This window comes from Mesorhizobium sp. WSM2561 (assembly GCF_000513915.1).
Taxonomy (GTDB): Bacteria; Pseudomonadota; Alphaproteobacteria; order Rhizobiales; family Rhizobiaceae; genus Mesorhizobium; species Mesorhizobium muleiense.
Map to the genome: position 1 here is coordinate 99,146 of NZ_AZUX01000005.1, position 26,591 is coordinate 125,736.

Below are 26,591 nucleotides of genomic sequence, written 5' to 3' on the forward strand. Positions count from 1 at the left end.
GATTCGCCGGCCAACGGCAATGCCGCGACGCCGGCCGGCCAAAAGGATCAGTCGCCGAACAGCGAAGCCATCCCGTTGTTGATCATCTCGGTCCGCTCCGTGGGGCCGTCACCGGATTGTGCGTGCAGCATCAGCGGCGGGCGGATCGACAGTTTTCCGCGTGCGCCGAGGATTGCCCTGACGACGATGCGGATCGCCGCTGCCTCGGGGCGGGGGTGGACGGCCAGCATCTCGGCGTCGCCGAAGCGGCCTGATATCGCATCGAGGATGGCGCCGAGCTGATCGGGCCTGGCAATCGCGGCAAGACCGCCGCGCGGCCTGACCACAGCAGCCGCGCTTCGGATCCAGCTGTCGAACAGCCCGTCCTCCATCACATGCGCCGCCTTCCTGAGCGGGTCGGGCGTGGCGCGATCCTCGGCGGCGTTGAAGGGCGGGTTCATGATGACGAAATCGAAGGAGTTGTCGGCAAGCCCAGTGGCGGTTCGCGCCTGGCCCGACAGCGCGACGTCGGCGGCGAGCACCGAGGCGCGGTCGTTGAGATGCGCATTGCCGGGGTGGGCAAGCGTCGTTGCGGCGAAGGCCGCCATTTCCGGAGACCGTTCGATGAGCACGGCCTCGGCATCAGGACAGCGCGACAGCACGGCCAGGCCTGCGGCGCCAGCACCCGCGCCGAAATCGGCAAGGCGCCCGGCGAAGGAGGACGGCACCGCAGCCGCCAACATCATGGCGTCCATGCCGGCGCGATGGCCTGCCTGTTTCGGCTGCACCAGCCAGAACCGCCCGCGATGGAAAGCATCGACCGTATGGGCCGGCGTATCCTGGACAAGGGTGACGCGCACCGCGGGCATTACTTCTGGCGCATCTCGTTGGCGATGCCGGCATCCGTCAGGATGCGCCGCGCCGCATCGGCCTGGTCGGCGTCGACCATGATGCGCCTGGGCAAGATGCCGATCGAACCGTCGAGCACGCTCATGTTCTGGTCGGCGACGAAACAGCCGATGCCGGCATCGCGCATCAGCGATTCGACAAAGGAGATGATCACGGCGTCGTTGGTGCGGATAAGCTCTATCATAGGACGAAACTCGCAGGTTGCAGCGTCTATGTAAACGTGGCTGGCTTCCGTCGCCACCTCGACCGCGCCAAATCGCCTCTTGCCGTGCCTGTGGGTAGCGCCCTAGAGTCTGCGGCGGTATCGGGGTGCCGTCGTGCGCGTGACATAAGACGGGAGTTTGTCGTGGGTGTCGTTCTCAACATCGAAAACGGGAAGCGGGAAGCCGCCTCCATTAAGGATCTCATCGACCTGACTTCGGCCGATATGGGGCGCGTCAACAAATTGATCCTGTCGAAGGCCGGTTCCGACGTCGAGATGATCCCGGAGATTGCCAACCACCTGATCTCTTCGGGTGGCAAGCGGCTGAGGCCGATGCTGACGCTCGCCTCAGCCCAGATGTTCGGCTATTCCGGCGAGGGCCATGTCAAGCTCGCCACATCAGTCGAGTTCATGCACACCGCCACGCTCCTCCACGACGATGTCGTCGACGAGAGCGGCATGCGGCGCGGCAAGAAGACCGCCCGCATGATCTGGGGCAACCAGGCGAGCGTGCTGGTCGGCGATTTCCTGCTTGGCCAGGCGTTTCGCATGATGGTCGATGTCGGTTCGCTGGAAGCGCTCGACATCCTGTCCAGCGCCGCCTCGATCATCGCCGAGGGCGAGGTGATGCAGCTCGCCGCCGCCAAGAACCTCGAAACCACGGAGGATGAGCATTTCGCGGTGATCAAGGCCAAGACCGCTGCCCTGTTCTCGGCCGCCGCCGAGGTCGGCCCGGTCATCGCCCAGGCGACGCGAAACGATCGCGCGGCGCTGCGCTCCTATGGCATGAATCTCGGCCTTGCCTTCCAGCTGATCGACGATGCGCTGGATTATGGCGGCACCAGCACGGATCTGGGCAAGAATGTCGGCGACGACTTTCGCGAAGGCAAGGTGACGCTGCCGGTGATCCTCGCCTACCGGCGCGGCACCAAGGCCGAACGCAGCTTCTGGAAGCGCGCCATCGAGGACAATGTCACCGATGACGCCGGGCTGGAAAAGGCAATCGGATTGATGACCCGCCACGGCGCTATCGCCGACACCATCGGGCGCGCCGGCCATTTCGGCGAGATCGCCCGCGACGCGCTGGCGCCGCTCGAAGCGACGCCGCAGAAATCGGCACTGCTCGACGTCATCGATTTCTGCATCAGCCGGGTGAACTGAGAGACATCGCCGCCATTTGGCCGGCACGGCGCCGGCCCGTGATTTTGGTCTTGCCGGAATTGCGGCGGTGAAATCATGCACGTTCCGCAGCAGCATGGTTAGCAGCAGGGCAGGGCTCTGTGACGGTCAGCGCGCCCGGCAAACTGTCGAGGTCATGAAAATGACCACGCGCTCTTCAGCAGCGCCACGAGCTCGCTCTGACGGCTGGTTTCGGTTTTCCGGAAGATTCGCTCGAGATAGGTGCGGGCCGATTTGACGGCGATGCCGATTTCCATGGCCGCCTCCTGCACCGAATGGCCGGAGGCCAGCTCGACGGCGAGCCGGGCTTCCGCCGGCGTCAGGTCGAACAGGCCTGAAAGGACATTGGGCGACGGAACAGTGGCGCCGGTACCGACCGTGGTTGCGACAACCAGAATATCCGCACCCGAAAAAATATCGTGCGCGGCGCGGCGCAGCGGCAACAGCTGAACGACCAGCGCGGGCCGCCCCTTGATGGCCGCAACCGGGATGGACCGCACGACGCGGTTATCCCGGTTCTGCGCGATGGCCTGCTGGAAAAGCGCGTTTGCAGTTTGATCGGCAATCGCCATGCCGCCATAGGCTGTGGAAAGGAAGACGTCCGCCATGCCTTCGAAAAGCGGATTGGCCGTCAGCACACGGCCCGATCCACTCATGATTGCGGCCGGCAGCCCGATTTCCCGGAGAATGGATACGGCGGTCCTGGCCCGTTCCAGACCCAGGCGCCCGGCGACGAGGCCGGCCCGTGCGAGGTGCGGACGCAGTCCGTTCAACAGATCGATTGCGGCCTGGTCATAACTCCCGTCCTTCAGCCAGCGCTGGAAGACAAAAAGGACAAGCTCGCCGCCAGGCATGGGGATGGCTGTGCATAGATGCGGCCCGATGCCAAACGCGGTGGTACTTTTGCGAACGGGATCGCGCTCGATCTCCTCGCAGGTGATGAAATTATCGACCCGCACAAAGCTTGCCGGCTGCGCGGCGCACATGCGCTTCACGCTCTCGGAAAACCGCCAAGTATCCCCCTTCGTGAATTCGTCGAGCAAGGGCTGGAGATGCGTTTCGGTGATGGCGCGGACCGGCGAATGATCGCTGACTACAAAGATCGCGCCGTTTGCCGAGCGGGAGATCGCGCTTGCCGCCGCCAATACCTCCGGCCACAGCTCGGCCGCGAACGACGCTTCGTAGATTCGATCGACAATGGCGAAGGCCTGCTGGCCCTGCGGCATTTCCAGCATCGGCATCTTCCTGGGCGAAGCAACGGCATCCATCTGCACGGTTCCACGCGTCATTCCGTTGCGGAAACTATCGATGCCCGCCGCTTACGGATCGCTTACGGCATCGCGGCGCCGATGCTGCAGCAGGACAGGCCGGCAGCGCGTCAGGCCGGCAAAGCGCGGTCGACGGTCGCAATTTGGCGCCTTTCCGCGTTGTTTTTGATAGCATTACCCGATTGTGAATTCGGGCCGGGTTGAAGCCTCACCCCAAAAAGGCCATGCTTTGCTTGGAAAAGATCGAGTCAACGGCGATCCCGCTGAGGCGGGCATGGCTTCGACTGAAAGGGATACGATGCGGCAAGGATGTGCGCGCTGGCTGACAGGGCTGGCAATTGTGACGGGCATGGCGGTCTCCGGTCTGCCCGCCCTGGCCAAAGAGACCACCGAGCCGGTCAATATCACGTCGTTCTCGGGGGCCTATCTTGCCGCACGGGTCGCCGAAGGCGACAATGATCTCGACAGCGCCATCGCCTACTACAAGCAGGCGCTCGCCTTCGCTCCCGGTGACACCTCGTTGCAGCAAAGCCTGATGCTGTCGCTGATCGCGGAGGGGCGCTTCGAAGAATCCCTGGTCTATGCCGACAAGCTCAAAACGGTTCCCGACGTCGAGCGGTTCTCGCGCCTAGCGCTGGCCGTCGGTTCCTTTCACAAGAAGGACTTTTCCAAAGCCGAATATTGGCTCAAGCTTTCGCTCGAATCCGATCTCGACCGGCTGATCTCCGGCGTCATGACCGGCTGGGCCAAGCAGGGCGCCGGCGACCCCGGCGAGGCCATGGCCTCCATCGAAAAGCTGCAGGGCCCGGACTGGTTCGGCCTGTTCAAATCCTTCCATCGCGCGCTTGTCGCCGATGCCTCGGGCCTGCCCGAAAAGGCGGATGCGATCTACGCCGCCACCTTGCAGGACACCGCGACCGGCGCCGCTGCGCCCGAAACCTGGATGCGCAACGCGCAGGCCTATGCCTCCTTCCTTGCCCGCAAGGGCGACAAGGACAAGGCCCTGTCCGTGCTCGATCAGGCCGAGGCATTTGCACCCGGCAAGGTCGAGATATCGGCGCTTCGCGGCAGGATCACCAAGGGCGAGAAGATCGAACCCTTCGTTGCCGGCCCGTCCGACGGCGCCTCGGAAATCCTGCTCGATCTCGCCACCGCGCTCAATCGCGGCGGCGGTGAGCCGTTCGTCCGCCTCTATCTGCAATATGCCCTGGCACTGAGGCCCGACAGCGACGCGGCCCTCGTCCAGCTCGCCGCCGTCTCCGAGCAGTTGAAGGACGGCGAGGGCGCCATCGCCTTCTATCGCCGCATCCCGGCCAGTTCGCCGCTGAAGACGCTGTCGGAACTGCAGCTCGGCCTCAACCTTGCAGATCTCGACCGCTATGACGAGGCCATCGCCCATCTCAAGGCCCTCGTCGAAGCGCGCCCCGACGACATGCGCGCCTATCAGGCGCTCGGTGGCGTCTATGCCTCGAAGGAGGATTTCCGCTCCGCGGCCGGTCTCTATGACAAGGCGGTGGCGATGCTGAAGGCCCCGACCCGCGCCGACTGGAACATTTTCTACCAGCGCGGCATCGCCTATGAGCGACTGAAGGAGTGGCCGAAGGCCGAGCCGAATTTCCGCAAGGCGCTGGAATTGTTCCCCGACCAGCCGCAGGTTCTGAACTATCTTGGCTATTCCTGGGTGGACATGAACACCAACCTCGAGGAAGGCCTTCAGATGATCCAGAAGGCCGTCGAGCTCAGGCCGAGCGACGGCTACATCGTCGATTCGCTGGGCTGGGCCTATTTCCGCCTTGGCCGGTTCGACGATGCGGTGCGCGAATTGGAACGTGCCGTTTCGTTGAAGCCGGAAGATCCGGTGCTCAACGATCACCTTGGCGATGCCTATTGGCGCGTCGGCCGCAAATTGGAAGCCACCTTCCAGTGGAACCAGGCTCGCGACCTCAAGCCGGATCCCGGCGTGCTCGCCGCCTTGCAGCAGAAACTGCTGAAGGGCCTGCCGCCGATCGAATCCAACACGGCGCAGGAAACCCCGAAGGTCAAGCCCGAACCGATGACTGCGCCAAAGGGCTGAATACTTCTGAATTCGATTATGCGGGGCTCGTCGCCGCTGTCGCTTAGGGTCTGGACTATAAGCCATGCTAATCGTGCGCGGTGCCGAGCACCGCTCGGAGCCCTGAGTCGTTCTGTTCCTCGATCCATCGGGTCGTACGGTCGTAGGCATCCGAAAACAACTCGGAATGCCGACTCCAATCCATGAAGCTGATCGTGTTGGAAACCTCCGGACAGATCAGGATATCCTCTTCGCCGACGGCAATGTCCTGCGGCCGGTGTGCCAGCATGCTCGAGGCAATGACCTGAAGCATGCTGGGAACCCGAGGCAAGCGGGCACGACCGAAAGGGTTCAGCAAGGCCAATGCCAGTTCGGAAGCTCCGGGGATACGGTCATAGTCTATGTCGTATTTCTGCGGTGCACTCGACCCGAAGGTAACGATGACATTGGGTCCGGTCTTGAGCTCCTTCATCTGCTCCAGCGGCAAATTGTTCATGATAGCGCCGTCCACCAGCATATCGCCGTCATCCGTAAAGAACGGCGGCAGGACGCCCGGGATGGAGCCGGACGCCCGAACGGCGTGCCAGAGCTTTCCACGACGGTGGACATGGGGCTGACGGCTGCTCAGATTGGTCGAAAGCGCAAAGAACGGAAGCCAAAGATCCTCGATCAGAACGTCGCCGTATTCCAGCCGAAGGGCCCGATCAAACGCTTTGTGATCCAGAAGCGCGAAATGCGGCAAGGTGGGACGGCGAAACGCCCGGCTCTTGATAAATATGCTGTGGGTGCCTCGGTCGATCTGGTCGGCATCCAAGCCTCTAGCGAAGCCGGCCATCATCGCCGCGCCGGAACTTGTCCCGCCGAGATAGTCGAAGCAAGCGCCCGCCTCAACGAAAGCCTTGTAGACGCCTAAATGAGCGCTGCCGAGGGACCCACCCCCTGCCGCCACGAAGCCCAGTGCCTTGCCCGAAATAAATCGGACCAGGCGCTGGAAATCGGACCCGTCGTCCAGCGCTACATGATGATGCTGGTCAACATAGGGTCGCTCATCGAGCCATGCAGAGGTGCCGGAGACCGCAGCCGAGCGAGTGTCGTGAATTAGGACAAGCCGACTGGTCGATGGCGGATGGACCGATAGCGTCAGCTCCTCAGACGGGTTCAGGCGAGGCGAGCAGGACGCGTTGGCCAGCAACAGGACGGTATCGGCCTGGCGAATGCAGACTTGGGTCCATTCATTAGGTTCCTCATCGGCAACATAGACGATGAATTGGGCTTCCGCCTCCAGTTCGTTCAACCAGTTAAGGATCGGCTGGTCGTCGATCGGATGACCTGGGAACTTCGCTTGGATGTCAAGCCGGGAAACGAACCGAGCGCGCGTGGCCGCGCCGAACGCTTGCCGCAGGTGCTGGATGAACACCGGTGAGATGCGACTTCCGCCGGCTGCAATGATCGCAAGCGTTCGGATCTTGGCAGGTTCCTTGAGACGCGACGAACTGGGAGATTGGGTGGCAAACCGGCGCGCCAGAAATACCGTGACCGCCTCTCTCAGGCTCGGCAAAGTCTCGGCCGCCTTCTCGAAATGATTGCGACCGATTTCTAGGACGATCGAATCGCGCGCTGCAAGGACAGTGGCCGTGCGGGGTAGTCCCGCGAAGAAACCGATTTCACCGATGAGTTCACCCTGTGCGATCTCGGCGACCGAGCCAGTCGAATCTCCTTTGTATACCGTAAAGCGTCCAGACAGCACGATGAAAAACCTGTCCGACGCATCGCCTTCGCGAACCAGAACCTCACCGCGTCTCAGCACCCGACGGTCGGATTCGGCAGCTAAAGCCTCGAGCGCCAGCAATGACGCCCGATCGAACATCAATGTCGCCGACAATAAACTCGCTGCAAGAGAATCGACGGAGGACATCTGAGCCATCCCTTGGGATTCCATGACTTATGTCTCCTCGAGGGTGCTGGACGCCCTGCCGAATGATACCACACATGAGAGCCGCCGAACGGCTGAGGCGCGGGACTGACCGCTGGGCGCTCTCATCTCTGGCTCTCAGGAAGGGCCACGATCAGGCCGCCACGTCCCTGCCGTTTCGGCGTGTCGACGATTTCATTGAAGCTCATGAAATCACTGACCAAAGGCAGATGCTCGCCGTTTCCAGCCTCATCCGGGGGTCCGAATGCGTCGTGCGTCCAGATCAATGAAGAGCCCAGCCCAGGTTTGCCGTGAAGGTTTCGGCCCCGGCCACAACCGCAAGCAAGGAGAGCAGCAGGATTTCGTCCAGCGGATAAATGACCTTGCGACATTGCCGTGGATCCGGCAAATCAGCAAAACGATCCAGAAAAACAACGCCCTCTAGTATCGCCTCGTCCGCCGCAGCCATTCCCCGAATCTCCCAACCGAATCAATTGGGGACCCACAGATTCAGCACTTGCGCCGTATGTCATGCGTTAACTCACCCGATTGCCCTGGCTGCGGCCGGCCCCTTGCCTTGACGCTTGCCGGCGGGCGCTCTAGGGAGGGCCGCATCCCCGCCTTTCCCGTCGAGGCCGCCGTGACAGTTGATATCCCAGCCCATATGCATCCCAGCCGCTCGTTCCAGGGGCTGATCCTGACTTTGCATAACTACTGGGCGGACTATGGCTGCGTCGTTCTCCAGCCCTATGACATGGAAGTCGGCGCCGGCACGTTCCACCCGGCGACGACGCTGCGCGCGCTGGGGCCAAAGCGCTGGAACGCGGCCTATGTGCAGCCTTCGCGCCGGCCCAAGGACGGGCGCTACGGCGAGAACCCGAACCGGCTGCAGCACTATTACCAGTACCAGGTGATCCTGAAGCCGAACCCGCCTAATCTACAGGAACTGTATCTTGGCTCGCTGGCGGCCATCGGCGTCGATCCGCTTCTGCATGACATCCGCTTCGTCGAGGACGACTGGGAAAGCCCGACGCTCGGCGCCTGGGGGCTGGGCTGGGAGTGCTGGTGCGACGGCATGGAAGTGTCGCAGTTCACCTATTTCCAGCAGGTCTGTGGCATCGAATGCGCGCCGGTGGCGGGCGAGCTCACCTACGGGCTGGAGCGGCTGGCCATGTATGTGCAGGGCGTCGACAATGTCTACGACCTCAACTTCAACGGCCGCGACGGCGCCGATAAGGTGACCTATGGCGAGGTCTTCCTGCAGGCCGAACAGGAGTATTCGCGGCACAATTTCGAATTCGCCAACACCGCGATGCTGCTTCGGCACTTCGAGGACGCCGAAGCCGAGTGCAAGGCGCTGCTCGATGCCGGCGCGCCCTTCTCCCCCCTCGAGGGGGAGATGCCCGCGAAGCGGGCAGAGGGGGTTGCCACAGAAGGCACCGCAAGTAAGGCCCCAGCGACTCCTCCCGGCCAGACTTCGTCCGGCCACCTTCTCAAGGGGGAGGGGAACCACCGTCTGGTATTTCCCGCCTACGACCAGTGCATCAAGGCCAGCCACGTCTTCAACCTGCTCGACGCGCGCGGCGTGATTTCGGTCACCGAGCGGCAGAGCTACATCTTGCGGGTGCGCAATCTGGCGAAAGCCTGCGGCGAGGCGTTTTTGCTGACGCAGGCAGGTGGACTGGCGGCTTAGCGGCGACTTTCAAGTCGAACGTGCCGCCGGGTCCGATGCTCTAGCTCCAGAGGCTGTTTGCGATTTCGACTGAAGCGCTGATTGGCAATACGCCTTGACCGCTGGAACCAGCCATTGTCCGCAGCGCTTGTCTAACGCCAGGCATCGTGAACGTGCCATGAGCCTGCGCCGCAAAACAGGCGCTGAGCGCGAGGATCTGCAGGAATGTCGATGCCGTCTTCATAGTCGTTCAGCCAATAGTTCTCTGCCTGAGCGTTGGTCGCTTCAGCGCTGAGTTCGGTTCATGGAGATCTTTGACCCAAGGACGGATGGTCCCGCTCTGGTCCGACAGGCAGCGGCATATTTTTGGCAATCGTCCGTGGATGCGCCGATTGCATGGGACCAGCCGAGTTGCTATGCCGCCTGGACCATTTCGCCGCGTGAGCACAATTTATGCCCGACCTGCTTTTAGAACTTCGTTCGGAAGAGATTCCCGCGCGCATGCAGCGCAAGGCGGCGGGCGACCTGAAGAAGATGATGACGGACGGTTTGGTCGAGGCCGGGCTGACCTATGAGGCGGCGCGCGAATATTGGACGCCGCGCCGGCTGGCGCTCGACATTCGCGGCGTGACCGCGCGCTCGAAGGACATAAGCGAGGAGATCAAGGGACCCTCGACCAAAGCCCCCGAACAGGCGGTCCAGGGTTTTCTGCGCAAGGCCGGTCTTTCCTCGATCGCCGAGGCGCATGTCCACGCCGATCCGAAGAAGGGTGACTTCTATGTCGCCCATATCTCCAAGCCGGGCCGGGCGGCCGAGACGATAATCGCTGAACTGGTGCCGGGCATCATCCGCGACTTTCCATGGCCGAAATCGATGCGCTGGGGGCCGGCCTCGGCGAAACCGGGATCGTTGCGCTGGGTGCGGCCGCTGCAGTCCATCCTCTGCACCTTCGGCCCGGAGACCGAGGAGCCGGTGGTCGTCGATTTCGAGATCGACGGCATCCGCTCGGGCAACATCACCTACGGCCATCGTTTTCATGCGCCGGGCGCCATCAGCGTGCGCCGCTTCGACGACTATGTCGCCAAGCTGGAGGCGGCCAAGGTCGTGCTCGACGCCGACCGGCGCAAGCAGATCATCCTTTCCGACGCCAGGAATCTCGCTTTCGCCAACGGGCTCAACCTTGTCGAGGACGAGGGGCTGCTTGAGGAAGTGTCAGGCCTAGTCGAATGGCCGGTCGTGCTGATGGGCGAATTCGAGCAGGACTTTCTCGCCATTCCGGCCGAGGTGATCCGGCTGACCATCCGCGCCAACCAGAAGTGTTTTGTCACGCGGCCGCACGCCGTCGGTGAGGAGCTTTCCAATCGCTTCATCTTGACCGCCAATATCGAGGCCAGTGACGGCGGCAAGGAGATCGCCCACGGCAACGGCAAGGTGGTACGCGCCCGCCTTTCCGACGCGCTCTATTTCTGGAAGACCGACCAGGGCGATTTGCCCGACCTCGACCAGTTGCAGGCATCGGCGGAAAAGTTCGGGCTCGATCTCAAAAAGCCGCTCGACCAGCGCATGGCCCGCCTCGACCATCTCGGCGTCACCTTCCACGCCAAGCTCGGCACGCAGGGTGAGCGGGTGGAGCGGATTGCCCAACTGGCTGAAGAATTGGCGCCGATAATGGCGAGCGGAATCTCCCCCCTTGAGGAGGAGATGCCAAGTGGTGGCAAGGAGGGCAGGCCAGAGGGGGTCGTTGCGCGTGAAGCGCCGGCATCCTCTGTCCATAATAGGGCGTCGCGCCAGGACGCGCCGACCCCCTCTGTCGCCTTCGGCGACATCTCCCCCTCAAGGGGGGAGATTACCGCGCTTGCACGCCGCGCCGCCGTCCTGGCCAAGGCCGATCTCACCACCGAGGTGGTCGGCGAGTTCCCGGAATTGCAGGGCGCCATGGGCCGCAAATACGCGCTGCTGCAGGGCGAGCATCCCTCGGTCGCCGCCGCCATCGAGGAGCACTATAAGCCGCAGGGCCCGTCCGACCGCGTGCCGACCGATCCGGTATCGGTGGCCGTAGCGCTCGCCGACAAGCTCGACATGCTGGTCGGCTTTTGGGCGATTGACGAAAAGCCGACCGGGTCGAAGGACCCCTATGCTCTCCGCCGCGCGGCGCTGGGGGTGGTGAGGATTCTGGTCGAGAACAGGATCCGACTGGCACTTACACCGATCTTCGGCAGCGCCTATGAGTGGGCGAACTATCTCGACAAGAATACCGTTACAACGCTGGAAGGGAAGGCCGAGCAAATCTACCGCTCCGACCTCCTCGCTTTCTTCCACGATCGCCTGAAAGTTTATCTGCGCGACCAGGGCGCGCGGCATGATCTGATCGATGCGGTCATCACGCCGCGGTCCGACGATCTCCTGCAAATCGTCCGTCGTGTCAAAGCCCTGGGCTCTTTCCTCGACACCGAGGACGGCAAGAACCTGCTAGCCGGCACCAAGCGCGCGGCCAACATTCTGGCCGCCGAAGAGAAGAAGAAAACGACGATCGCCGAAAATGTTGAGCCGGCTCTATTCCGCGAAGATGGCGAGAAATCGCTGTTTGCCGCGGTGAATCAGGCCGAGAAGGAAGCCGGCCAAGGGATTCACAACGAAGACTTTTCCGCCGCCATGCTGGCGCTTAGCGCGTTGCGTGAACCGGTTGATTCATTCTTCGAACGCGTTCTTGTGAATGATGAGGACCAGGCCGTGCGCGCCAACCGCCTGGCGTTGCTGGCGCGCATCCGGGCAGCGACCGGCCAGGTTGCGGATTTCTCGAAAATCGCCGGCTGAGGCTTGGCAAATTAGGCGAGCGTCGTCCTGGCCGCGAACGGCTATCTGGCCTGGTCGATCTCGGGGATGGGCGTTGGTTGCGGCGCTGCGGGCTCAGGCGGGCTGTTCGTTGCCGTTGTTTTTTTGTCGGATTTTGTAGCCGCCCCGGGCGCTGCGGCAGCGGTTGTCGCGGCAGGTGCGGCGCTGGGCGCCGGTGTTGCAAAGGCGTCGCCGACGATGCCGCCGCGAATGATCATCGGGCTTTGCGTGAAATCATGCTTGGGCTCGGGCTGGCTCGGGATCGCAGAAACTTTTTCATAGGTGACATCGGGGACTGGCTCGCCGAGCGCCACGATCGATGGCGTCGAGGAACTCCCAGCGCCCTTCACCGGTTCAGGCGCGTCGAGCCTGATGATGGACGGCGTCGAGGGTGGTGCACCGGGAACAACGAAGGACGAAGCCTGTGCTGTGCCCGCCGCCAGAGTGAGGCCAAGCGCCCCCAGGATACGCACCCAGACCATGATAGTTCCCCTTGCCCAACAAGCTGGCACCATATCGTCCGGGAATTGATGCGGGCTTGCCAGGAAAGCCAGCATTTTAGCGATTGGCAATTCGCTTCCGCCCGGACTTGCCCCGTGAACGTCACCGTATTACGCACCCACATCTGTGAGGTGATGAGAGTGGCTGAGATACTTGCCGCCGGCGAGGCGATGGAGCGGGCGCTGGCGCTGCTCGAAGGCGGCGATGTCGTCGCCATTCCGACCGAAACCGTCTACGGGCTGGCCGCCGATGCCACCAATGGCGTTGGCGTGGCGCGCATCTTCGAGGTCAAGGGCCGGCCGCGCTTTAATCCGCTGATCGCCCATGTCGCCGATCTGGCGATGGCTGAGCGCATCGCGCTGTTCGATCCCGTGTCGAAAAGGCTGGCGCAGACATTCTGGCCGGGACCACTGACGCTGGTGCTGCCGCAACGGCCCGGCAACGGCATTCATCCGCTGGTCAGCGCCGGGCTCGATACGATCGCGCTGCGCATGCCGAAAGGCTTTGGCGGCCAGCTGATCGCCAGGCTCGGACGCCCGCTTGCAGCGCCCAGCGCCAATTCCTCAGGCAGGATCAGCGCGACGACGGCCGAGGCAGTGGCCGCCGATCTCGGTCCAAAAATCAAGCTGGTGATCGATGGCGGCGCGACGTCGGTCGGGGTCGAATCGACAATCGTGAAGATAGAGGACGGAACACTGCGGCTGCTGCGGCCGGGCGGCATTGCCGCCGAAGAGATCGAAGCGGCCGCCGGCATGAAGCTGCTGCGCGGCGCGGCGGGCATCGAGGCGCCGGGCATGCTCGCCTCGCATTACGCGCCGGGTGCTGCAGTGCGGATCAACGCCGCAAAAGTCGCAAACGGCGAAGCCTTGCTGGCGTTCGGCCCGCGCCGCGCCGAAGGCTGGCAAGGCGCAGCCGCCTTGCGCAACCTGTCAGAGACCGGCGACCTGCGCGAGGCCGCGGCCAACCTCTTTGCCCATATGCAGGATCTCGATCGCAGCGGCGCCAAGACAATCGCCGTCGAGCCGATCCCCTCCGATGGGCTGGGCGAGGCGATCAACGACCGGCTTTCGCGCGCCGCCGCCCCTCGTGACAAGATCGATTGAGCACCATAGTTTCCCATCCATGAACGATATCTCAAGGCATATCGACCCAGCCCTCATCGACCGCTTTGCGGCAATCGTCGGCGACAAATATGCGCTTCGCGACCAGCAGGATATCGCGCCTTACCTCACGGAGAGACGCGGTCTGTGGCATGGCCGGACGGCGCTGGTGCTGAGGCCCGGCAGCGTCGACGAGGTCAGCCGCATCATGCAGCTGGCAACCGAGACGGGAACGCCGGTCGTGCCGCAAAGCGGCAACACCGGGCTAGTCGGCGCGCAGGTGCCGGACACGTCCGGCTGCCAGATCGTGCTGTCGCTGTCGCGGCTGAACCGCATCCGCGAGATCGACGTCCTGTCCAACACGGTCACCGTCGAGGCCGGAGTCATCCTGCAGACGCTGCAGGAAGCGGCCGATGCCGCCGACCGGCTGTTTCCGCTGTCGCTTGCCGCGCAAGGCTCCTGCCAGATCGGCGGCAATCTCTCTTCCAATGCCGGCGGCACCGGCGTTCTCGCTTATGGCAATGCGCGTGAGCTGTGCCTCGGCGTCGAAGTGGTGCTGCCGACCGGCGAGGTGTTCGACGATCTGCGCAAGCTGAAGAAGGACAACACCGGTTACGATCTGAAGAACCTGTTCATCGGTGCGGAAGGCACGCTCGGCGTCATCACCGCCGCCGTGCTCAAGCTTTTCCCCAAGCCCAAGGGGCGCGAGGTGGCCTTTGCCGGCCTGTCGTCACCTGAGGTGGCACTGTCCCTGTTCAGCCTGGGGATGGATCGCGCCGGTGCCGCACTCACTGCTTTCGAGCTGATCGGCCAGAGGCCTTACGATTTTACGCTTCTGCACGCGCCAGGCGTCGTGCGGCCGCTGTCCGGCGATTGGCCATGGTATGTGCTGATGCAGATCTCTTCGGGTCGCTCGGCGGAGGATGCCAGGGCCCTGATCGAGGAGGTGCTCTCAGCCGGCCTCGAGCAGGAGATCGTCGGCGATGCGGTGATTGCGGCGAGCATCGCGCAGGGCGATGCCTTCTGGAATTTCCGCGAGCTGCTGCCCGAGGCGCAGAAGCCCGAAGGCGCCTCGATCAAGCACGACATCTCTGTGCCGGTGGCGGCCATCCCGCAATTCATCGAAGAGGCGGCCGGCGCCGTTCAATCAGTCAGCCCCGGTGCGCGCGAGGTGTGTTTCGGCCACATGGGCGACGGCAATCTCCACTACAACATCTCCCGGCCGATCGGCGGCGATGACGAAGCATTTCTCGGGCTCTATCACGCCATGAACAAGGCCGTGCACGATGTGGTGCGCAGCCTTCACGGCTCGATCTCGGCCGAGCACGGCATTGGCCAGCTGAAGCGGGATGAATTGATCGCGACAGCGCCGCCGATGGCGATCGAACTGATGCGCAGGGTGAAGACGGCCTTCGACCCGGCCGGCATCATGAATCCCGGTAAGATTATCTGATCCTTTCGCCGTCTTGTGAATGGTTGCATTCCGATAACCATCCCCTCGAGATCAGCAAAATTTAACCGACTTTCTTAAGCGCTGCGATAAGAAGCCCGCGCTAATGTTTCCCCACAACGAGGCTGGAAAAACCGGCCCGGAGAACCGGAAGACCGGCTCTCAGGAGAGACAGGAAAGGCACGATATGAACACTGGACTGAAGCCAGTCTGGGCTGGGCGCAATATGCGCCTCGACCCACTCCGCCTGCCGCAGGTGGTGAGCTACGCGACGCGCGACGACTATGGCGACGTTACCTTCACCATCGACCATCGTGGCGCCGTCATTCGCCGCGAGCTGGAGATGAGCGGCCTGCGGGCGTTCATCGCTCTGCCCGCCAATGCGTTTCGTGGGGTGGCAGCCCGCGCAATGGAGGATCCGGACGGCAATGTCACGGTGACGCTGGAGCTTCTGCACAATGATCCGATGCTGTCGGTGCCGCTGCTGGTGGCCGACGATCTCGAGGATGTCGCCGCCGACTGGCGCGCCTGGGCCGATGCTTACCGTCTGCCGATGCTTCTGATCGAATCCGACGGCATCGCCCGCACGCTGGAGGAATCGCTTGGCGCCGCCATCAAGACATTGCCCGCGCAGGACCGCCGCAGGGGTCGGCCTTCGACCACGCGTCGTCCGCGCTTCCTCGCCCGCCGCAGGGCCGGCGCCCTCGGCCTCAGGCTGGTGATAGGCGGCCAGGAAATTATTTCGCGCGACGAATAGAGCGAGCGCTTTCCCTTCTCCCCTTGTGGGAGAAGGTGGCCGCGAAGCGGCCGGATGAGGGGTGTTCCAGGAAACGCGAACGCCTCATTTGTTCCAACACCCCTCAACCGTCTCGGCGCTACGCGCCGATCCACCGCCCGGGGCGAGTCACGGGCCTCGCCCGCCCTTCGGGCCCCACAAGGGGAGAAGGAAAAAAGCCGCTACACCAGTGGCTTCAGCGCCACCCACAACGCACCGCCGATCAGGCCGAGGAAGACCAGCCAGCCGACCTGGTTGTTCGACCTGAACAGAAGCATGCACTGGTCGGGATCGTCGATGTCGAGCACGGTGATCTGCCGCGCCATATGGGCGCCGGCGGCGACCAGCCCGGCCAGCGCCGGCACTGGCGCCTGCGCTGCCGCGAAGGCGATGGCGAAGCAGACCAGCGCTCCGCCATAAAACCCGACGAGCCAGGTCTTGGTGTTGTCGCCGAACAGGCGTGCGGTCGAGCGCACGCCGACGATGGCGTCGTCTTCCTTGTCCTGATGCGCATAGATCGTGTCGTAGCCGATCACCCACAGGATCGAGCCGATATAGAGCATGACGGCCGGGCCATCGAGATTGCCGAATTCGACCGCCCATCCCATCAGCGCACCCCAGGAAAAGGCAAGGCCGAGAACCAGTTGCGGCCAATTGGTAAATCGCTTCATGAACGGGTAGATGGCGACGACGGCGAGCGAACCGATGCCGAGCAGGACGGCAAAGCTGTTGAACTGCAGAAGCACAGCGAGTCCAACCAGTGCCTGGATCGCGAGGAACGCCCAAGCCTGCCGGCGCATGACCTTTCCCGCTGGCAGCGGCCGCGAGCGCGTGCGTTCCACCTGGTTGTCGATGTCCTGGTCGACCAGGTCGTTGTAGGTGCAGCCGGCGCCGCGCATGGCGACGGCGCCGATCAGGAACAGCACGAGATACCATGGCGCCGGCAGCAGCGAGAGCAGGGGATCAGTAGGGCGTGGATGGGCACTCGCGGCAAGGGCTGCCGACCACCAGCACGGCCACAGCAGCAACTGCCAGCCGATCGGCCGGTCCCACCGGGCAAGCTGCGCATAGGGCCAAAGCCAGCGTGGCAGGATGCGGTAGACCCAGTGGCCGCTCGGCGCATCGGCGACGCGGCCCTGGGCTGCTTTCGACTGGATGGGTTCCATCGTGCTGAAGTGGCAGCAGCGGCGAACGGCGTCAAGCGTCAAGCGGGCCGAACCATTCCCCGTTCCCGTGTGGAATTGCGCTCAAAGTCTTCCAAATGTCTTGACCCATCGTACGGGGCGCAATAGCGCAGTCCTGATCGTGGAATGGCAAGGGAATCTGGGCATGCGCGTATTGTTGATCGGCTCCGGCGGCCGCGAACATGCCTTGGCCTGGAAGATCGCGGCCTCGCCGCTGCTGAACAAGCTTTACGCGGCGCCCGGCAACCCTGGCATCGGCCGCGAAGCCGAACTGGTGACGCTCGACATTGCCGATCATGCGGCGGTGGTCCGGTTCTGCACGGAGAAGAAGGTCGACCTCGTCGTGGTCGGGCCGGAAGGGCCGCTGGTCGCCGGCATTGCAGACGACCTCCGCGCTGAAAACATTCGCGTCTTCGGCCCGTCCAGGGCGGCGGCGCGGCTGGAAGGCTCGAAGGGTTTCACCAAGGATCTTTGCGCGAAATACGACATCCCGACCGCCGCCTATGGCCGTTTCGGCGACCTGGCGTCGGCCAGGGCCTATGTCGAAAAGATGGGCGCGCCGATCGTCATCAAGGCCGACGGCCTCGCAGCCGGCAAGGGCGTCACCGTCGCCATGAATTTGGCCGAGGCGCTGGCAGCACTCGATGCCTGCTTCGACGGATCCTTCGGACAGGCCGGCGCGGAGGTGGTGGTCGAGGAGTTTCTCACCGGCGAGGAGGCGAGCTTCTTTTGCCTGTGCGACGGTGTCACTGCGCTGCCGTTCGGCACCGCGCAGGACCACAAGCGCCTCAGTGACGGCGACGTCGGCCCGAACACCGGCGGCATGGGGGCCTATTCGCCGGCCCCGGTGATGACGCCGGAGATGATCGACCGCACCATGCGCGAGATCGTCGAGCCGACCATGCGCGGCATGGCCGAACTCGGCGCGCCGTTTTCGGGCGTGCTGTTTGCCGGGCTGATGATATCAGGCGAGGGGCCGAAGCTGATCGAATACAACACCCGTTTCGGCGACCCGGAATGCCAGGTGCTGATGATGCGGCTGAAGGACGATCTCCTGGTCCTGCTCAACGCTGCCGCCGACGGCCAGCTTGCGCACACCTCAGTGCGCTGGCGAGACGAGGCGGCGCTCACCGTGGTGATGGCGGCAAGGGGTTACCCCGGCACCCCGGAAAAGGGCTCGGTCATCCGCGGCGTCGAACAGGCCGCGGGCGAAGGCGTCGAGATCTTTCATGCCGGCACCGCCATCGACAGCGGCGCGCTGATCGCCAATGGCGGCCGTGTGCTCGGTGTCACGGCGACCGGCGGCACGGTCGGCGAGGCGCAGCGTCGAGCCTACGCGGCGCTCGACCGGATCGATTGGCCGCAAGGTTTTTGCCGCCGCGACATCGGCTGGCAGGCCGTGGCCCGCGAGCAGGCGCGCTGACGTACAAGATTAGCGGGGGCAAGATTAGCGGGGGGCAAGATCAGCGGGGGCGACGATCCAACTCGGTCGACGCAGTGCTGACCGGATCGGTAGGCGCGGCTTCAACGGCCGATGCGGAGGGTTTTTCCTTTCGCAGCCACCCCAGATAGTCGGCGATCCGGCGCGGAAGACGCAGCGCTGTCCCTACGGCAGGCATTTGCAAGCTGCCGCGGAACTTGGACCAGCCCGCACTGAACATGGCGACCATTTCGGTGAAGCTCGGCGGCGGCGCGACGGTCGCATAGGTAAGGGTGACATTGCCCGCAAGGCCGGCCGCCCGCGAGAGAGGCAGCGGTATCGAGGCGAGGTAATCCGGCTGCGCATCGATCAGGCCGCCGAACGGCCATTGCGCGCGCAAGGCGGCGGCATCCATCGGTGCGACATTGACGTCGATGTCGTTCGGCGTGCCAGCCACCCGGTAGGGGCAGCGGAACCGGCCGCAATTGGCTTTTGCCGAAAACTGCCAGAGTGCGTAGCCTTGCCAGTTGCCCATCGGAAAATGCACGCCGATGTCGGGCTTGTAGCGCGCATACCAGAGCGGCAGCCGCGACAGCAGCCGGTATTTGTACCTGTTGTCGGCGATGTGCTTGGCGGTCTTGCCGTTGGTGTAGAGCACCGGAAAACGGCCAATCCGCCGATGCACATGGCGCACGAACTCCTCTGCATCCTCGAGCGACATCCATTTCGTCGGATCGTCATCCTCGATGTCGAGGGCGAGCAGGTCATCCGGGCCAGGTTTCGCGAAATTGATGAAATTATTGGCCTGTCCGACGGGGTTGCCGGGTCGCGCGAGGTGATAAGCGCCCCATTTCAAGCCGAGCGCCTTGGCCACCACCTTGCGTGTCTGGAACAGTTCCTGTGCCACCGCATGGCGCTTCCACAGCGCCTTGCAGAGCCGCGTCGCGGTCTCGTCGCCGAAACAGAAATACGCTGGCGGCATCCCGTCGGACGCCTTGTTGATGAAGCCGACGATGCGCTTGTCGGTGGCAAGCTCGGTCCAATCGATGGGATTGTATTCGTAGGCGTCGATCACCAGCGCCCGGTCGGCATTCTTCCAGGGCGCGGAGAAGTCCGAGGCTTGTGCCGGCGCCGACGCCATTGCCATCGCGGTCGCGACGGCGAGGAGTCCTGAGCGGCGAAGAGGGTGCGCCGGCGGCTTCAAACAGCAGATCCTTGCTGGCCAAAGCGTGATCCTGAACCGCCATGGTTAAGGAAATACTTTCGGCGTCCCGCGGCGACCGCCGCAATCGTGCCGGGGATGGCTTTGCTGGTCATCAACGGAGGGCGAGCGGGTGGAACGGGTCGGGCGCCGGCGCTTGCGGCAGCGTCCCCTCAGCCTGGCGCTTGCGGTGATGGGCCAGCGAGCATTGCGGCGAACACAGGATGCCGCGATCCGACCAATAGGCGGCGCCGTCCTCGATCTTGCCCCGATGGTGCCAAAAAACTGCCGCTCGATAGGGCAGGCCGCATTCGATGCAGCGATAAGCGTCAGGTTTGGCGAGCACGGGCGGTCCGATCCGGTATTCTTGAGCTGTAGCCGGTCGACTTGTCCGGCTTTTTGCCGATTTTAGCGTGAACAGTTCCAATTGCAAAATCTGCGTGACAAAATTTGACGTTTACGTAAAAAGAAGGCGGGGGAGGCGACCCAAAAGCGGATGGTCTTGTGTCGGCACGGATCTTAAGTTGACCTGCCGGACAGAGGAGGAGCGAGCGGCATGTACCGGACACCAGTCGAAGAAATCGCCTTCACGCTGAAGCATGTGGCGGGCCTGAAGCCGGCGCTTGACGCCGGCACCTTTGGCGACCTTGGCGAAGACCTTGTCGACGCCATTCTGGCGGAAGCCGGCCGCTTTGCCAGCGAAGAGGTCGCGCCGCTCTACAAGATCGGCGATGAACAAGGCGCGGTGCTGAGCGGCGCTGCCGTCACCATGCCGCCCGGCTGGAAGGAACTTTATCGCCGCTGGATCGACGGCGGCTGGAACGCGCTGTCAGCGCCGGAGGAGTTCGGCGGCCAGGCGCTGCCGACCATGCTGGGCGTCGCCGCGCTCGAAATGTGGAACTCCGCCGCCATGGCCTTCGGCATCGGCCCGACGCTGACCATGGGCGCGGTCGAAGCGCTCGACAAGCATGCCTCACCGGCGCTGAGGGCCAAATACCTGGAAAAGCTCGTCTCAGGCGAATGGATGGGCACGATGAACCTGACCGAGCCGCAGGCGGGCTCGGATCTGAATGCCTTGCGCGCCCGCGCCGAGCCGGCCGGCGACGGCACCTACCGCATCTTCGGCCAGAAGATTTTCATCACCTATGGCGAGCACGATTTCACCGACAACATCATCCATCTGGTGCTGGCGCGGCTGCCGGACGCGCCGGCCGGCACGCGCGGCCTTTCGCTGTTCCTGGTGCCGAAATTCCTGGTCGGCGACGATGGCGCGCTTGGCGCACGCAACGACGTCTTCTGCTCCGGGCTGGAGCACAAACTGGGCATCCACGCCTCGCCGACCTGCACCATGATCTATGGCGACGGTTTCGAAGGGACCGCCCCCGGGGCGATCGGCTGGCTCGTCGGCGAGGAAAACAAGGGCCTCGCCTGCATGTTCACCATGATGAACAATGCGCGGCTCGCCGTCGGCATGCAGGGCGTTGCGGTCGCCGAAACTGCCACGCAGAAGGCGCTCGCCTACGCCAATGACCGCCGGCAAGGCAAGGCCGCGAGCTATGATGGCAACGGCATGGCGCCGATCGTCCATCACCCCGACGTGCAGCGCAATCTTCTGACCATGAAGGCGCTGACCCAGATTGCGCGCACGATCAGCTATTGCTGCGCGCATGCCATCGACCATGCGCGCGTATCCGTCGGCGATGAAGCCATCCATTGGCAGGAGCGCGCCAATCTGCTGACGCCGCTGGCCAAGGCCTTTTCCACCGATGTCGGCGTCGAGGTCGCCTCGCTCGGGCTGCAGGTTCATGGCGGCATGGGATACATCGAGGAGACGGGTGCGGCAGCCCTTTATCGCGACGCGCGCATCGCGCCGATCTACGAAGGCACCAATGGCATCCAGGCGATAGACCTGGTGGCGCGCAAGCTGCCGCTTGGCGGCGGCGAGCATGTGCATGGCTACATCGCCGAACTGAAAGCCGTCGCCAATCAAGTGCGGACCTCGAACTCTCAAGGTTTTGGCCGCACCGCCGATGGCCTCGACCAGGCGCTCGACGACCTCAGTCAGGCGACGCGCTTCCTGCAAGGACTGCTCGCCGACGGCCGCTCGGACGCGGCGCTGGCCGGTGCGACGCCTTATCTGCGGCTGATCTCGCTGGCGGCGGGCGGCGCCTATCTGGCCCGCGGCGCGCTTGCCGACCAAAGCCGCATCGCCGTTTGCCGTTTTTACGCCGAAAACCTACTTGGCGAGGCGAGCGCGCTGAAGGAGCGTGTCATCGGCGGCGCCGACAGCCTTGCCGCCGCCGGCCAGACACTGATTTCTGCCTGACAGCCACCAGGTTGACGTTTCACAAAGCCCGGCGTTTCACAAAGGATCACCCGTGACAGACCATATCCTCGTCGAGCGCCAGGGCGCCATCCAGATCATCCGCATGAACCGTCCGGACAAGAAGAACGCCTTGACTCGGGCCATGTATGCGAAAATGTCCAAAGCCCTTGCCGAGGGCGACGCCGATCCGGCGATCCGCGTCCATGTCTTCCTCGGTGTTCCAGGCGCCTTCTCGTCGGGCAATGACCTTGCCGATTTCATGGTCGTCGCCACCGGCGGCGAGGGCGGCACCGAAGTCTGGGATTTCCTGATGGCGCTGGCCAGGACGGAAAAGCCGATGATCTCCGGCGTCGACGGCATCGCGGTCGGCATCGGCACCACGCTCAACCTGCATTGCGACCTGACCGTCGCCACGCCGCGCACACTATTCCGCACGCCCTTCGTCGATCTCGGCCTGGTCCCGGAGGCGGGTTCGAGCCTGCTTGCGCCGCAGATTCTCGGCCGGCAAGGCGCTTTCGCGCTGCTTGGCCTCGGCGAAGGATTTTCGGCCGAGCGGGCGAAAGCCGCCGGACTGATCTACGCAGTGGTCGAGGAGAACGAACTCGAAGCCGCCGTGCTTGCCGCTGCCGGGCAGGTTGCGGCCAAGCCGCCGCAAGCGCTGAAGATCGCGCGCGACCTGATGCGCGGCTCGCGTGAAGACCTCGTTGACCGCATCAGCCAGGAAAGCGAGCATTTCCGCGAGCGGCTCAAATCCGACGAGGCCCGCGCCGCCTTGATGGCCTTCATGACCAGGAAGAAGGGATAGCTGGCGCTACCAAACGCCTAGCCGCGTCCCCAAATCATCGCTTGCTTGTCCCAACGTCCCGGATCGTGGCACCTGCACCGGCACCACAGCATGACCCCACCCACCACTGACAATGTCGATGAGTTATCGTGCTGATCTGTCCGAAACAACTCGCCTACTAAGAGCGTGGCACATGTCATGCAAATGCACATGGGGCTCACGGTTTCCGATGCCGTCCGTATCTTGTTGACGCGCACCGCCAATGAGGGCCGCCTTGCCGCTCGAACTTGTCAGCAACAGTGACGCCCATGATGCCTGGTTCCGGGCAAAAGTTCAGCAGGCGCTCAAGGATACGCGGCCGGACGTTGAAGACGTCGACGCCGAATCCCATTTTGCTGCACGCCGGGCGGCAGCGCCTCGCAAGGCGGGGGCAGGTGAGTCTTGAGGCTGGTCTGGGCACGGTTTGCCAAGGTGGTTCGGCAGGTATCGCCCAGGCTCCCTTGGTGAAGCCGCTTGATGGACCACCCGCTCAGGGATAAAGCCTTGTCTTGTCCCAGCTGCCCTCAGCGTTGCGCGAGAAGACAATGCGGTCGTGCAGCCGGAAAGGCCGGTCGTGCCAGAACTCGATGGTCTGCGGCACGATGCGGAAACCCGACCAGTGTTTTGGTCGTGGGATCTCGCCGATTGCATGGCGCGCCGTGTATTCGGCAACGGCTTTTTCCAGTGCGAAACGGCTCTCCAGCGGCCGCGACTGTTTCGACGCCCATGCCCCGATGCGGCTGCCGCGCGGACGCGTCGCGTAATACGCGTCCGCTTCCACATCGGTAACGATCTCCACCGGCCCCCGTGCACGCACCTGCCGGCGCAGCGATTTCCAGTGAAAGCACATCGCCGCCTTCATGCTGCCAAGAATCTCGCGGCCTTTGGCGCTCTCGAAATTCGTATAGAACACAAATCCGCTTTCATCGAACCCCTTGAGCAGCACCATCCGCACATTCGGCATGCCTTCGGCATCGACGGTCGCCAGCGCCACGCTGTTGGGATCGTTGATCTCACTCTTCGTCGCGTCGTCAAGCCATGCGGCAAACAGGCGGAATGGCTCGGCAGCCTCGGCAAAGTCACCGCTTGTTAACTCAGTTTCGCTCATAGTTTTTCCAAATTCTATTGCCGGCCGGGGAGATTGCCGATTGTCGCGCATCGCGCAACTTTTTGACAGCAGGCAATGGCGCCTTATTGCTTCGGCCAGGGCCCAGGCTGCGGTCAAGGCCGCCGCGATTGTGCTGGTCGCCTTGCCGCTTGCCGCCTGCGGTGCCGGCGGCTTCAGTTTGGAGCAGGCGGAGGTCGACCGTACGATCCTGACCAGCAGCACGCCTGCCTCTGCCTTGCCGATCGACCAGGATCGCGCCTCGGACCAGGCGACGATCCGCAACGCGGTGTCTTCAGCCGATATCCAGGAACTTGCCGGGCAGGCCGTTCCCTGGGCCAATTCCGATACCGGTTCGCGCGGCTCGATCACCGAACTGGCAGAGTCCAGGGACAACGGCCAGCTTTGCCGCCGCTTCACCGCCTCCCGCGAAAGCTTCGACGGCGTCGCCCTGTTCAAGGGCGAGGCGTGCCTGGCCGGCGCCGGCGCCTGGCGGATGCAGGACTTCAAAGCGCTCTGATTTTCCGCCATCATATGACCGCGCTACTGGAATTTCTTCCTATGCGAGCGCATATAGATGGCAATCGTGGACTCACTCCTTCTCCAGGACAGGAAGCATGCGCGACCCCTATGAGGTGCTGGGCGTTGCCAAGAACGCATCGGCCCAGGATATAAAATCGGCATACCGCAAACTCGCCAAGGAGTATCATCCGGACCAGAATCCGGATCCCAAGGCGAAGGAGCGGTTTGCTGCGGCCAACCAGGCTTACGAGATCGTCGGCGACGAGAAGAACCGTGCGGCTTTCGATCGCGGCGAGATCGATGCCGAGGGCAAGCCGCGCTTTCAAGGTTTCGAGGGCGCCGCCGGCGGCGCCGATCCGTTCGCCGGTTTTCGCCGGCAGCAAGGGCCAGGCGGCTCGCGTTTCGAGTTTCGCTCAGGCCGTCCGAGCGGCGATCCGTTCGACGGCAGCAGCGACATCTTCAGCCAGATTTTCGGCGAGACCTTCTCTCGCGGCGCCGGCATGGGCGCCGGCCGGCAGGCGCCGTCCGGCGCCGACCTGAACGTGACGCTCGACATCACCATCGAAGAAGCGGCGACTGCCGAGAAGGTAACGGCGATGTTTCCCGACGGGCGCAAGGTCGCCGTCAAGCTTCCAGCCTACGTCGAGGACGGCCAGACCATCCGGCTGAAAGGACAGGGCGAGCAAGGGCCGGGGCAACCGGGCGATGCGCTGGTCAAGATCCGCTTCCGGCGGCATCCGCGCTACCGTGTCGAAGGCCGCGACCTGCACGCCGACCTGCCGGTTGCGCTGGCGGATGCCGTGCTGGGTGCCAAGGTGGCGGTCGAGACGCCGACCGGCAAGGTTGCAGTCAATGTTCCCGCCTGGTCGAGCTCTGACAAGGTCCTGCGGCTGAAGGGCAGGGGCCTGCCGGAAAAAGTCGGCGGTCACGGCGATCTCTACGCGCATGTGCGGCTGATGCTGCCTGAGGGTGGCGACAGCGATCTCGAAGCGTTGATGCGCAACCGCAAACGCTAGCTTGGCGCGTCAAAGCCGCGCTACGCCGCAAACGCTCCTGTCTCCTGTCCGTTTTGATCGATTGCAGGGCTCAGCCGCATTCCGCGACATCGCTCGATGGCGAACGCCGGCCCGGAACATGGCCGGCTCGCGCCAGGCGGGTCAGACGCTCGTCGCCGAGAGCGTTTTCTTTGCGCGGGCGGAATAAACCCGCGGCCGCCCCGTTTCCAGACCATGCCGGACCGAACTCAGCCGGGCGGGCTGAACGTCGACGGGCGGTCCAGGAGCACGTCTTTGCCCCAATCTGGACCTCTTGGTTGACTAACGAAATTGTCCGTCAAACGAAGAGCAACGAAGGAGCGCGTCGGATTGCTGGGTCATGCGTTATCGAGTTTGGAAAGTGCGTTCGGGGAAATCCGGGCGATGTATCGAAACGATAGGTTCAGCAGGGTTTTCGCGCTGACAGTAATACGCCTGAATATCCTCGTCATCACCGTTCCCTTCGCGATCGAGGCGCTTCGATCTGTCGGAATTTCACGCTACGATCTGCCTGCGCGTCTCAACATCAGCAGGGATGGATCGCTGCCCGAGATGTTCAACTACGGGCAGGCCGCGCTTTGCACCCTGTTTCTGTTCGGCATCTGGCTTCGAACCAGGGAGCATATGTTTCTTGCCTGGTCGCTGATTTTCAGTTTTGTGACGCTCGACGACGCCACCCGTTTCCATGAGCGCGGCGGCCTGCTGCTGGCAGCGACATTCGACCTCGTTTCGCTGCCGGGCATGCGGGCTCGCGACACCGGGGAAATCATCACCTGGTCGGCGGTCGCGCTCGGCCTGCTGGGGCCGCTGTTGTGGTCATTCTGGCAAAGCAGACCGAGGCAACAAGCCCTCGGATCGGTGTTTTTGCTGCTGTTCGCATGTCTTGTGGGCTTTGCCGTGGTGGTTGACATGCTGCACTTCCTGACGGGCTCGAAGCTCGTTGGCTACGCGGAAGACGGCGGCGAGATGCTGTCGATTGCCGTCGCCTGTTGCTGTGCGTTCATCCTCTATCGCGGGCTGGGGCGTGATGCGGATCTTCAGGCATTGGATCCGACCCTGCCGTTCTCGAAGCGGACATAACCGAATTGCTGAAACGGCCGCGCGAACAGGAGGAATAAGTTTGGCTCCGTGCCGTTACCCCCGG

Annotated in this window: 22 protein-coding genes and 2 pseudogenes; 14 read left to right on the forward strand and 10 right to left on the reverse strand. The window is 63.5% G+C overall.

Going from position 1 to position 26,591, the window contains the following annotated elements:
- Positions 1–47: 47 nt before the first annotated feature.
- Together M727_RS0108430 and M727_RS0108435 are read right to left on the reverse strand one after the other, a co-directional pair.
- Complete coding sequence (locus tag M727_RS0108430) at positions 48–848, reverse strand: methyltransferase (protein WP_027152314.1); 801 nt, start codon at positions 846–848, stop codon at positions 48–50.
- Complete coding sequence (locus tag M727_RS0108435; protein ID WP_027152315.1) at positions 848–1,072, reverse strand: DUF2007 domain-containing protein; 225 nt, start codon at positions 1,070–1,072, stop codon at positions 848–850. The genes M727_RS0108430 and M727_RS0108435 overlap by 1 nt, the downstream gene beginning before the upstream one ends.
- Positions 1,073–1,234: 162 nt before the next feature.
- On the opposite strand from M727_RS0108435, the gene M727_RS0108440 reads away from it, so the two are divergent.
- Positions 1,235–2,251: a polyprenyl synthetase family protein gene (locus M727_RS0108440; protein ID WP_027152316.1), complete on the forward strand. Its 1,017-nt coding sequence runs from the start codon at positions 1,235–1,237 to the stop codon at positions 2,249–2,251.
- A gap of 152 nt (positions 2,252–2,403) precedes the next feature.
- Here the strand turns inward: M727_RS0108440 and M727_RS0108445 are convergent, their stop codons facing one another.
- A complete protein-coding gene (locus M727_RS0108445) occupies positions 2,404–3,537 on the reverse strand; it encodes a helix-turn-helix transcriptional regulator (RefSeq protein WP_245268506.1) in 1,134 nt (377 codons plus the stop codon).
- 298 nt (positions 3,538–3,835) lie between these two features.
- Here M727_RS0108445 and M727_RS0108450 point away from each other — a divergent pair, with 298 nt between their 5' ends.
- Positions 3,836–5,611 carry a tetratricopeptide repeat protein gene (locus M727_RS0108450; protein ID WP_027152318.1) on the forward strand — a complete coding sequence of 592 codons (1,776 nt, stop codon included), beginning with the start codon at positions 3,836–3,838 and terminating at the stop codon, positions 5,609–5,611.
- Between the two features lie 67 nt (positions 5,612–5,678).
- Here the strand turns inward: M727_RS0108450 and M727_RS0108455 are convergent, their stop codons facing one another.
- Complete coding sequence (locus M727_RS0108455; protein WP_198032615.1) at positions 5,679–7,505, reverse strand: patatin-like phospholipase family protein; 1,827 nt, start codon at positions 7,503–7,505, stop codon at positions 5,679–5,681.
- Between the two features lie 310 nt (positions 7,506–7,815).
- A pseudogene (locus M727_RS0108465) lies at positions 7,816–7,971 on the reverse strand (transposase family protein); the annotation flags it as partial.
- A 171-nt stretch (positions 7,972–8,142) separates the two neighbouring features.
- Here M727_RS0108465 and M727_RS0108470 point away from each other — a divergent pair.
- Together M727_RS0108470 and glyS are read left to right on the forward strand one after the other, a co-directional pair.
- Positions 8,143–9,195: a glycine--tRNA ligase subunit alpha gene (locus M727_RS0108470; RefSeq protein ID WP_084646678.1), complete on the forward strand. Its 1,053-nt coding sequence runs from the start codon at positions 8,143–8,145 to the stop codon at positions 9,193–9,195.
- Between the two features lie 432 nt (positions 9,196–9,627).
- Complete coding sequence (gene glyS / locus M727_RS0108475) at positions 9,628–11,988, forward strand: glycine--tRNA ligase subunit beta (RefSeq protein ID WP_027152322.1); 2,361 nt, start codon at positions 9,628–9,630, stop codon at positions 11,986–11,988.
- 41 nt (positions 11,989–12,029) lie between these two features.
- On the opposite strand, the gene M727_RS0108480 is transcribed toward glyS, so the two are convergent.
- Complete coding sequence (locus tag M727_RS0108480; protein ID WP_027152323.1) at positions 12,030–12,488, reverse strand: hypothetical protein; 459 nt, start codon at positions 12,486–12,488, stop codon at positions 12,030–12,032.
- A 159-nt stretch (positions 12,489–12,647) separates the two neighbouring features.
- On the opposite strand from M727_RS0108480, the gene M727_RS0108485 reads away from it, so the two are divergent.
- The 3 genes from M727_RS0108485 (at position 12,648) to M727_RS0108495 (ending at position 15,814) form a co-directional block, all read left to right on the forward strand.
- The gene (locus tag M727_RS0108485; RefSeq protein ID WP_027152324.1) at positions 12,648–13,610 is read left to right on the forward strand and encodes an L-threonylcarbamoyladenylate synthase; all 963 of its coding nucleotides are present in this window, start codon (positions 12,648–12,650) and stop codon (positions 13,608–13,610) included.
- 19 nt (positions 13,611–13,629) lie between these two features.
- Positions 13,630–15,060 carry an FAD-binding oxidoreductase gene (locus M727_RS0108490; RefSeq protein ID WP_027152325.1) on the forward strand — a complete coding sequence of 477 codons (1,431 nt, stop codon included), beginning with the start codon at positions 13,630–13,632 and terminating at the stop codon, positions 15,058–15,060.
- Between the two features lie 184 nt (positions 15,061–15,244).
- The gene (locus M727_RS0108495) at positions 15,245–15,814 is read left to right on the forward strand and encodes a DUF6101 family protein (RefSeq protein WP_027152326.1); all 570 of its coding nucleotides are present in this window, start codon (positions 15,245–15,247) and stop codon (positions 15,812–15,814) included.
- Positions 15,815–16,014: 200 nt separating this feature from the next.
- On the opposite strand, the gene ubiA is transcribed toward M727_RS0108495, so the two are convergent.
- Positions 16,015–16,998: a 4-hydroxybenzoate octaprenyltransferase gene (gene ubiA / locus M727_RS0108500; protein ID WP_027152327.1), complete on the reverse strand. Its 984-nt coding sequence runs from the start codon at positions 16,996–16,998 to the stop codon at positions 16,015–16,017.
- 163 nt (positions 16,999–17,161) lie between these two features.
- Here ubiA and purD point away from each other — a divergent pair, with 163 nt between their 5' ends.
- Entirely contained in the window at positions 17,162–18,439 is a 1,278-nt protein-coding gene (purD, locus tag M727_RS0108505) for a phosphoribosylamine--glycine ligase (protein ID WP_027152328.1), read from the forward strand.
- Positions 18,440–18,479: 40 nt separating this feature from the next.
- On the opposite strand, the gene M727_RS0108510 is transcribed toward purD, so the two are convergent.
- Complete coding sequence (locus M727_RS0108510) at positions 18,480–19,583, reverse strand: glycoside hydrolase family 25 protein (protein ID WP_051505563.1); 1,104 nt, start codon at positions 19,581–19,583, stop codon at positions 18,480–18,482.
- A 169-nt stretch (positions 19,584–19,752) separates the two neighbouring features.
- Positions 19,753–19,983 carry a hypothetical protein gene (locus M727_RS0108515; protein ID WP_027152330.1) on the reverse strand — a complete coding sequence of 77 codons (231 nt, stop codon included), beginning with the start codon at positions 19,981–19,983 and terminating at the stop codon, positions 19,753–19,755.
- Positions 19,984–20,193: 210 nt separating this feature from the next.
- Here M727_RS0108515 and M727_RS0108520 point away from each other — a divergent pair, with 210 nt between their 5' ends.
- The 3 genes and pseudogenes from M727_RS0108520 to M727_RS36055 form a co-directional block, all read left to right on the forward strand.
- On the forward strand, positions 20,194–21,963 hold the full coding sequence (locus M727_RS0108520; RefSeq protein WP_027152331.1) for an acyl-CoA dehydrogenase: 1,770 nt from the start codon (positions 20,194–20,196) through the stop codon (positions 21,961–21,963).
- A 52-nt stretch (positions 21,964–22,015) separates the two neighbouring features.
- Positions 22,016–22,768 carry a crotonase/enoyl-CoA hydratase family protein gene (locus M727_RS0108525; protein ID WP_027152332.1) on the forward strand — a complete coding sequence of 251 codons (753 nt, stop codon included), beginning with the start codon at positions 22,016–22,018 and terminating at the stop codon, positions 22,766–22,768.
- A 186-nt stretch (positions 22,769–22,954) separates the two neighbouring features.
- A pseudogene (locus M727_RS36055) lies at positions 22,955–23,192 on the forward strand (type II toxin-antitoxin system RelB/DinJ family antitoxin); the annotation flags it as partial.
- An 84-nt stretch (positions 23,193–23,276) separates the two neighbouring features.
- On the opposite strand, the gene pdxH reads toward M727_RS36055, so the two are convergent.
- Positions 23,277–23,894 (reverse strand): pyridoxamine 5'-phosphate oxidase, encoded by a 618-nt coding sequence (gene pdxH, locus M727_RS0108535; protein ID WP_027152333.1) that lies wholly within the window; start codon positions 23,892–23,894, stop codon positions 23,277–23,279.
- A 40-nt stretch (positions 23,895–23,934) separates the two neighbouring features.
- On the opposite strand from pdxH, the gene M727_RS0108540 reads away from it, so the two are divergent.
- The 3 genes from M727_RS0108540 (at position 23,935) to M727_RS0108550 (ending at position 26,527) form a co-directional block, all read left to right on the forward strand.
- Positions 23,935–24,411, forward strand: coding sequence for an RT0821/Lpp0805 family surface protein (locus tag M727_RS0108540; protein ID WP_027152334.1), 477 nt, complete (start codon positions 23,935–23,937; stop codon positions 24,409–24,411).
- A 97-nt stretch (positions 24,412–24,508) separates the two neighbouring features.
- Positions 24,509–25,429, forward strand: a complete 921-nt coding sequence (locus M727_RS0108545; protein ID WP_027152335.1) for a DnaJ C-terminal domain-containing protein — start codon at positions 24,509–24,511, stop codon at positions 25,427–25,429.
- Between the two features lie 348 nt (positions 25,430–25,777).
- Positions 25,778–26,527 (forward strand): hypothetical protein, encoded by a 750-nt coding sequence (locus M727_RS0108550; RefSeq protein ID WP_156941500.1) that lies wholly within the window; start codon positions 25,778–25,780, stop codon positions 26,525–26,527.
- Positions 26,528–26,591: the final 64 nt, after the last annotated feature.

Bases quoted from the DNA above. Each gene is read 5' to 3' on its own strand.
- M727_RS0108430 (WP_027152314.1), bottom strand. From the start codon at position 848: ATGCCCGCGGTGCGCGTCACCCTTGTCCAGGATACGCCGGCCCATACG.
- M727_RS0108435 (WP_027152315.1), bottom strand. From the start codon at position 1,072: ATGATAGAGCTTATCCGCACCAACGACGCCGTGATCATCTCCTTTGTC.
- M727_RS0108445 (WP_245268506.1), bottom strand. From the start codon at position 3,537: ATGGATGCCGTTGCTTCGCCCAGGAAGATGCCGATGCTGGAAATGCCG.
- M727_RS0108450 (WP_027152318.1), top strand. From the start codon at position 3,836: ATGCGGCAAGGATGTGCGCGCTGGCTGACAGGGCTGGCAATTGTGACG.
- M727_RS0108455 (WP_198032615.1), bottom strand. From the start codon at position 7,505: ATGTCCTCCGTCGATTCTCTTGCAGCGAGTTTATTGTCGGCGACATTG.
- glyS (WP_027152322.1), top strand. From the start codon at position 9,628: ATGCCCGACCTGCTTTTAGAACTTCGTTCGGAAGAGATTCCCGCGCGC.
- M727_RS0108480 (WP_027152323.1), bottom strand. From the start codon at position 12,488: ATGGTCTGGGTGCGTATCCTGGGGGCGCTTGGCCTCACTCTGGCGGCG.
- M727_RS0108490 (WP_027152325.1), top strand. From the start codon at position 13,630: ATGAACGATATCTCAAGGCATATCGACCCAGCCCTCATCGACCGCTTT.
- M727_RS0108495 (WP_027152326.1), top strand. From the start codon at position 15,245: ATGAACACTGGACTGAAGCCAGTCTGGGCTGGGCGCAATATGCGCCTC.
- ubiA (WP_027152327.1), bottom strand. From the start codon at position 16,998: ATGGAACCCATCCAGTCGAAAGCAGCCCAGGGCCGCGTCGCCGATGCG.
- purD (WP_027152328.1), top strand. From the start codon at position 17,162: ATGCGCGTATTGTTGATCGGCTCCGGCGGCCGCGAACATGCCTTGGCC.
- M727_RS0108510 (WP_051505563.1), bottom strand. From the start codon at position 19,583: ATGGCAATGGCGTCGGCGCCGGCACAAGCCTCGGACTTCTCCGCGCCC.
- M727_RS0108520 (WP_027152331.1), top strand. From the start codon at position 20,194: ATGTACCGGACACCAGTCGAAGAAATCGCCTTCACGCTGAAGCATGTG.
- pdxH (WP_027152333.1), bottom strand. From the start codon at position 23,894: ATGAGCGAAACTGAGTTAACAAGCGGTGACTTTGCCGAGGCTGCCGAG.
- M727_RS0108545 (WP_027152335.1), top strand. From the start codon at position 24,509: ATGCGCGACCCCTATGAGGTGCTGGGCGTTGCCAAGAACGCATCGGCC.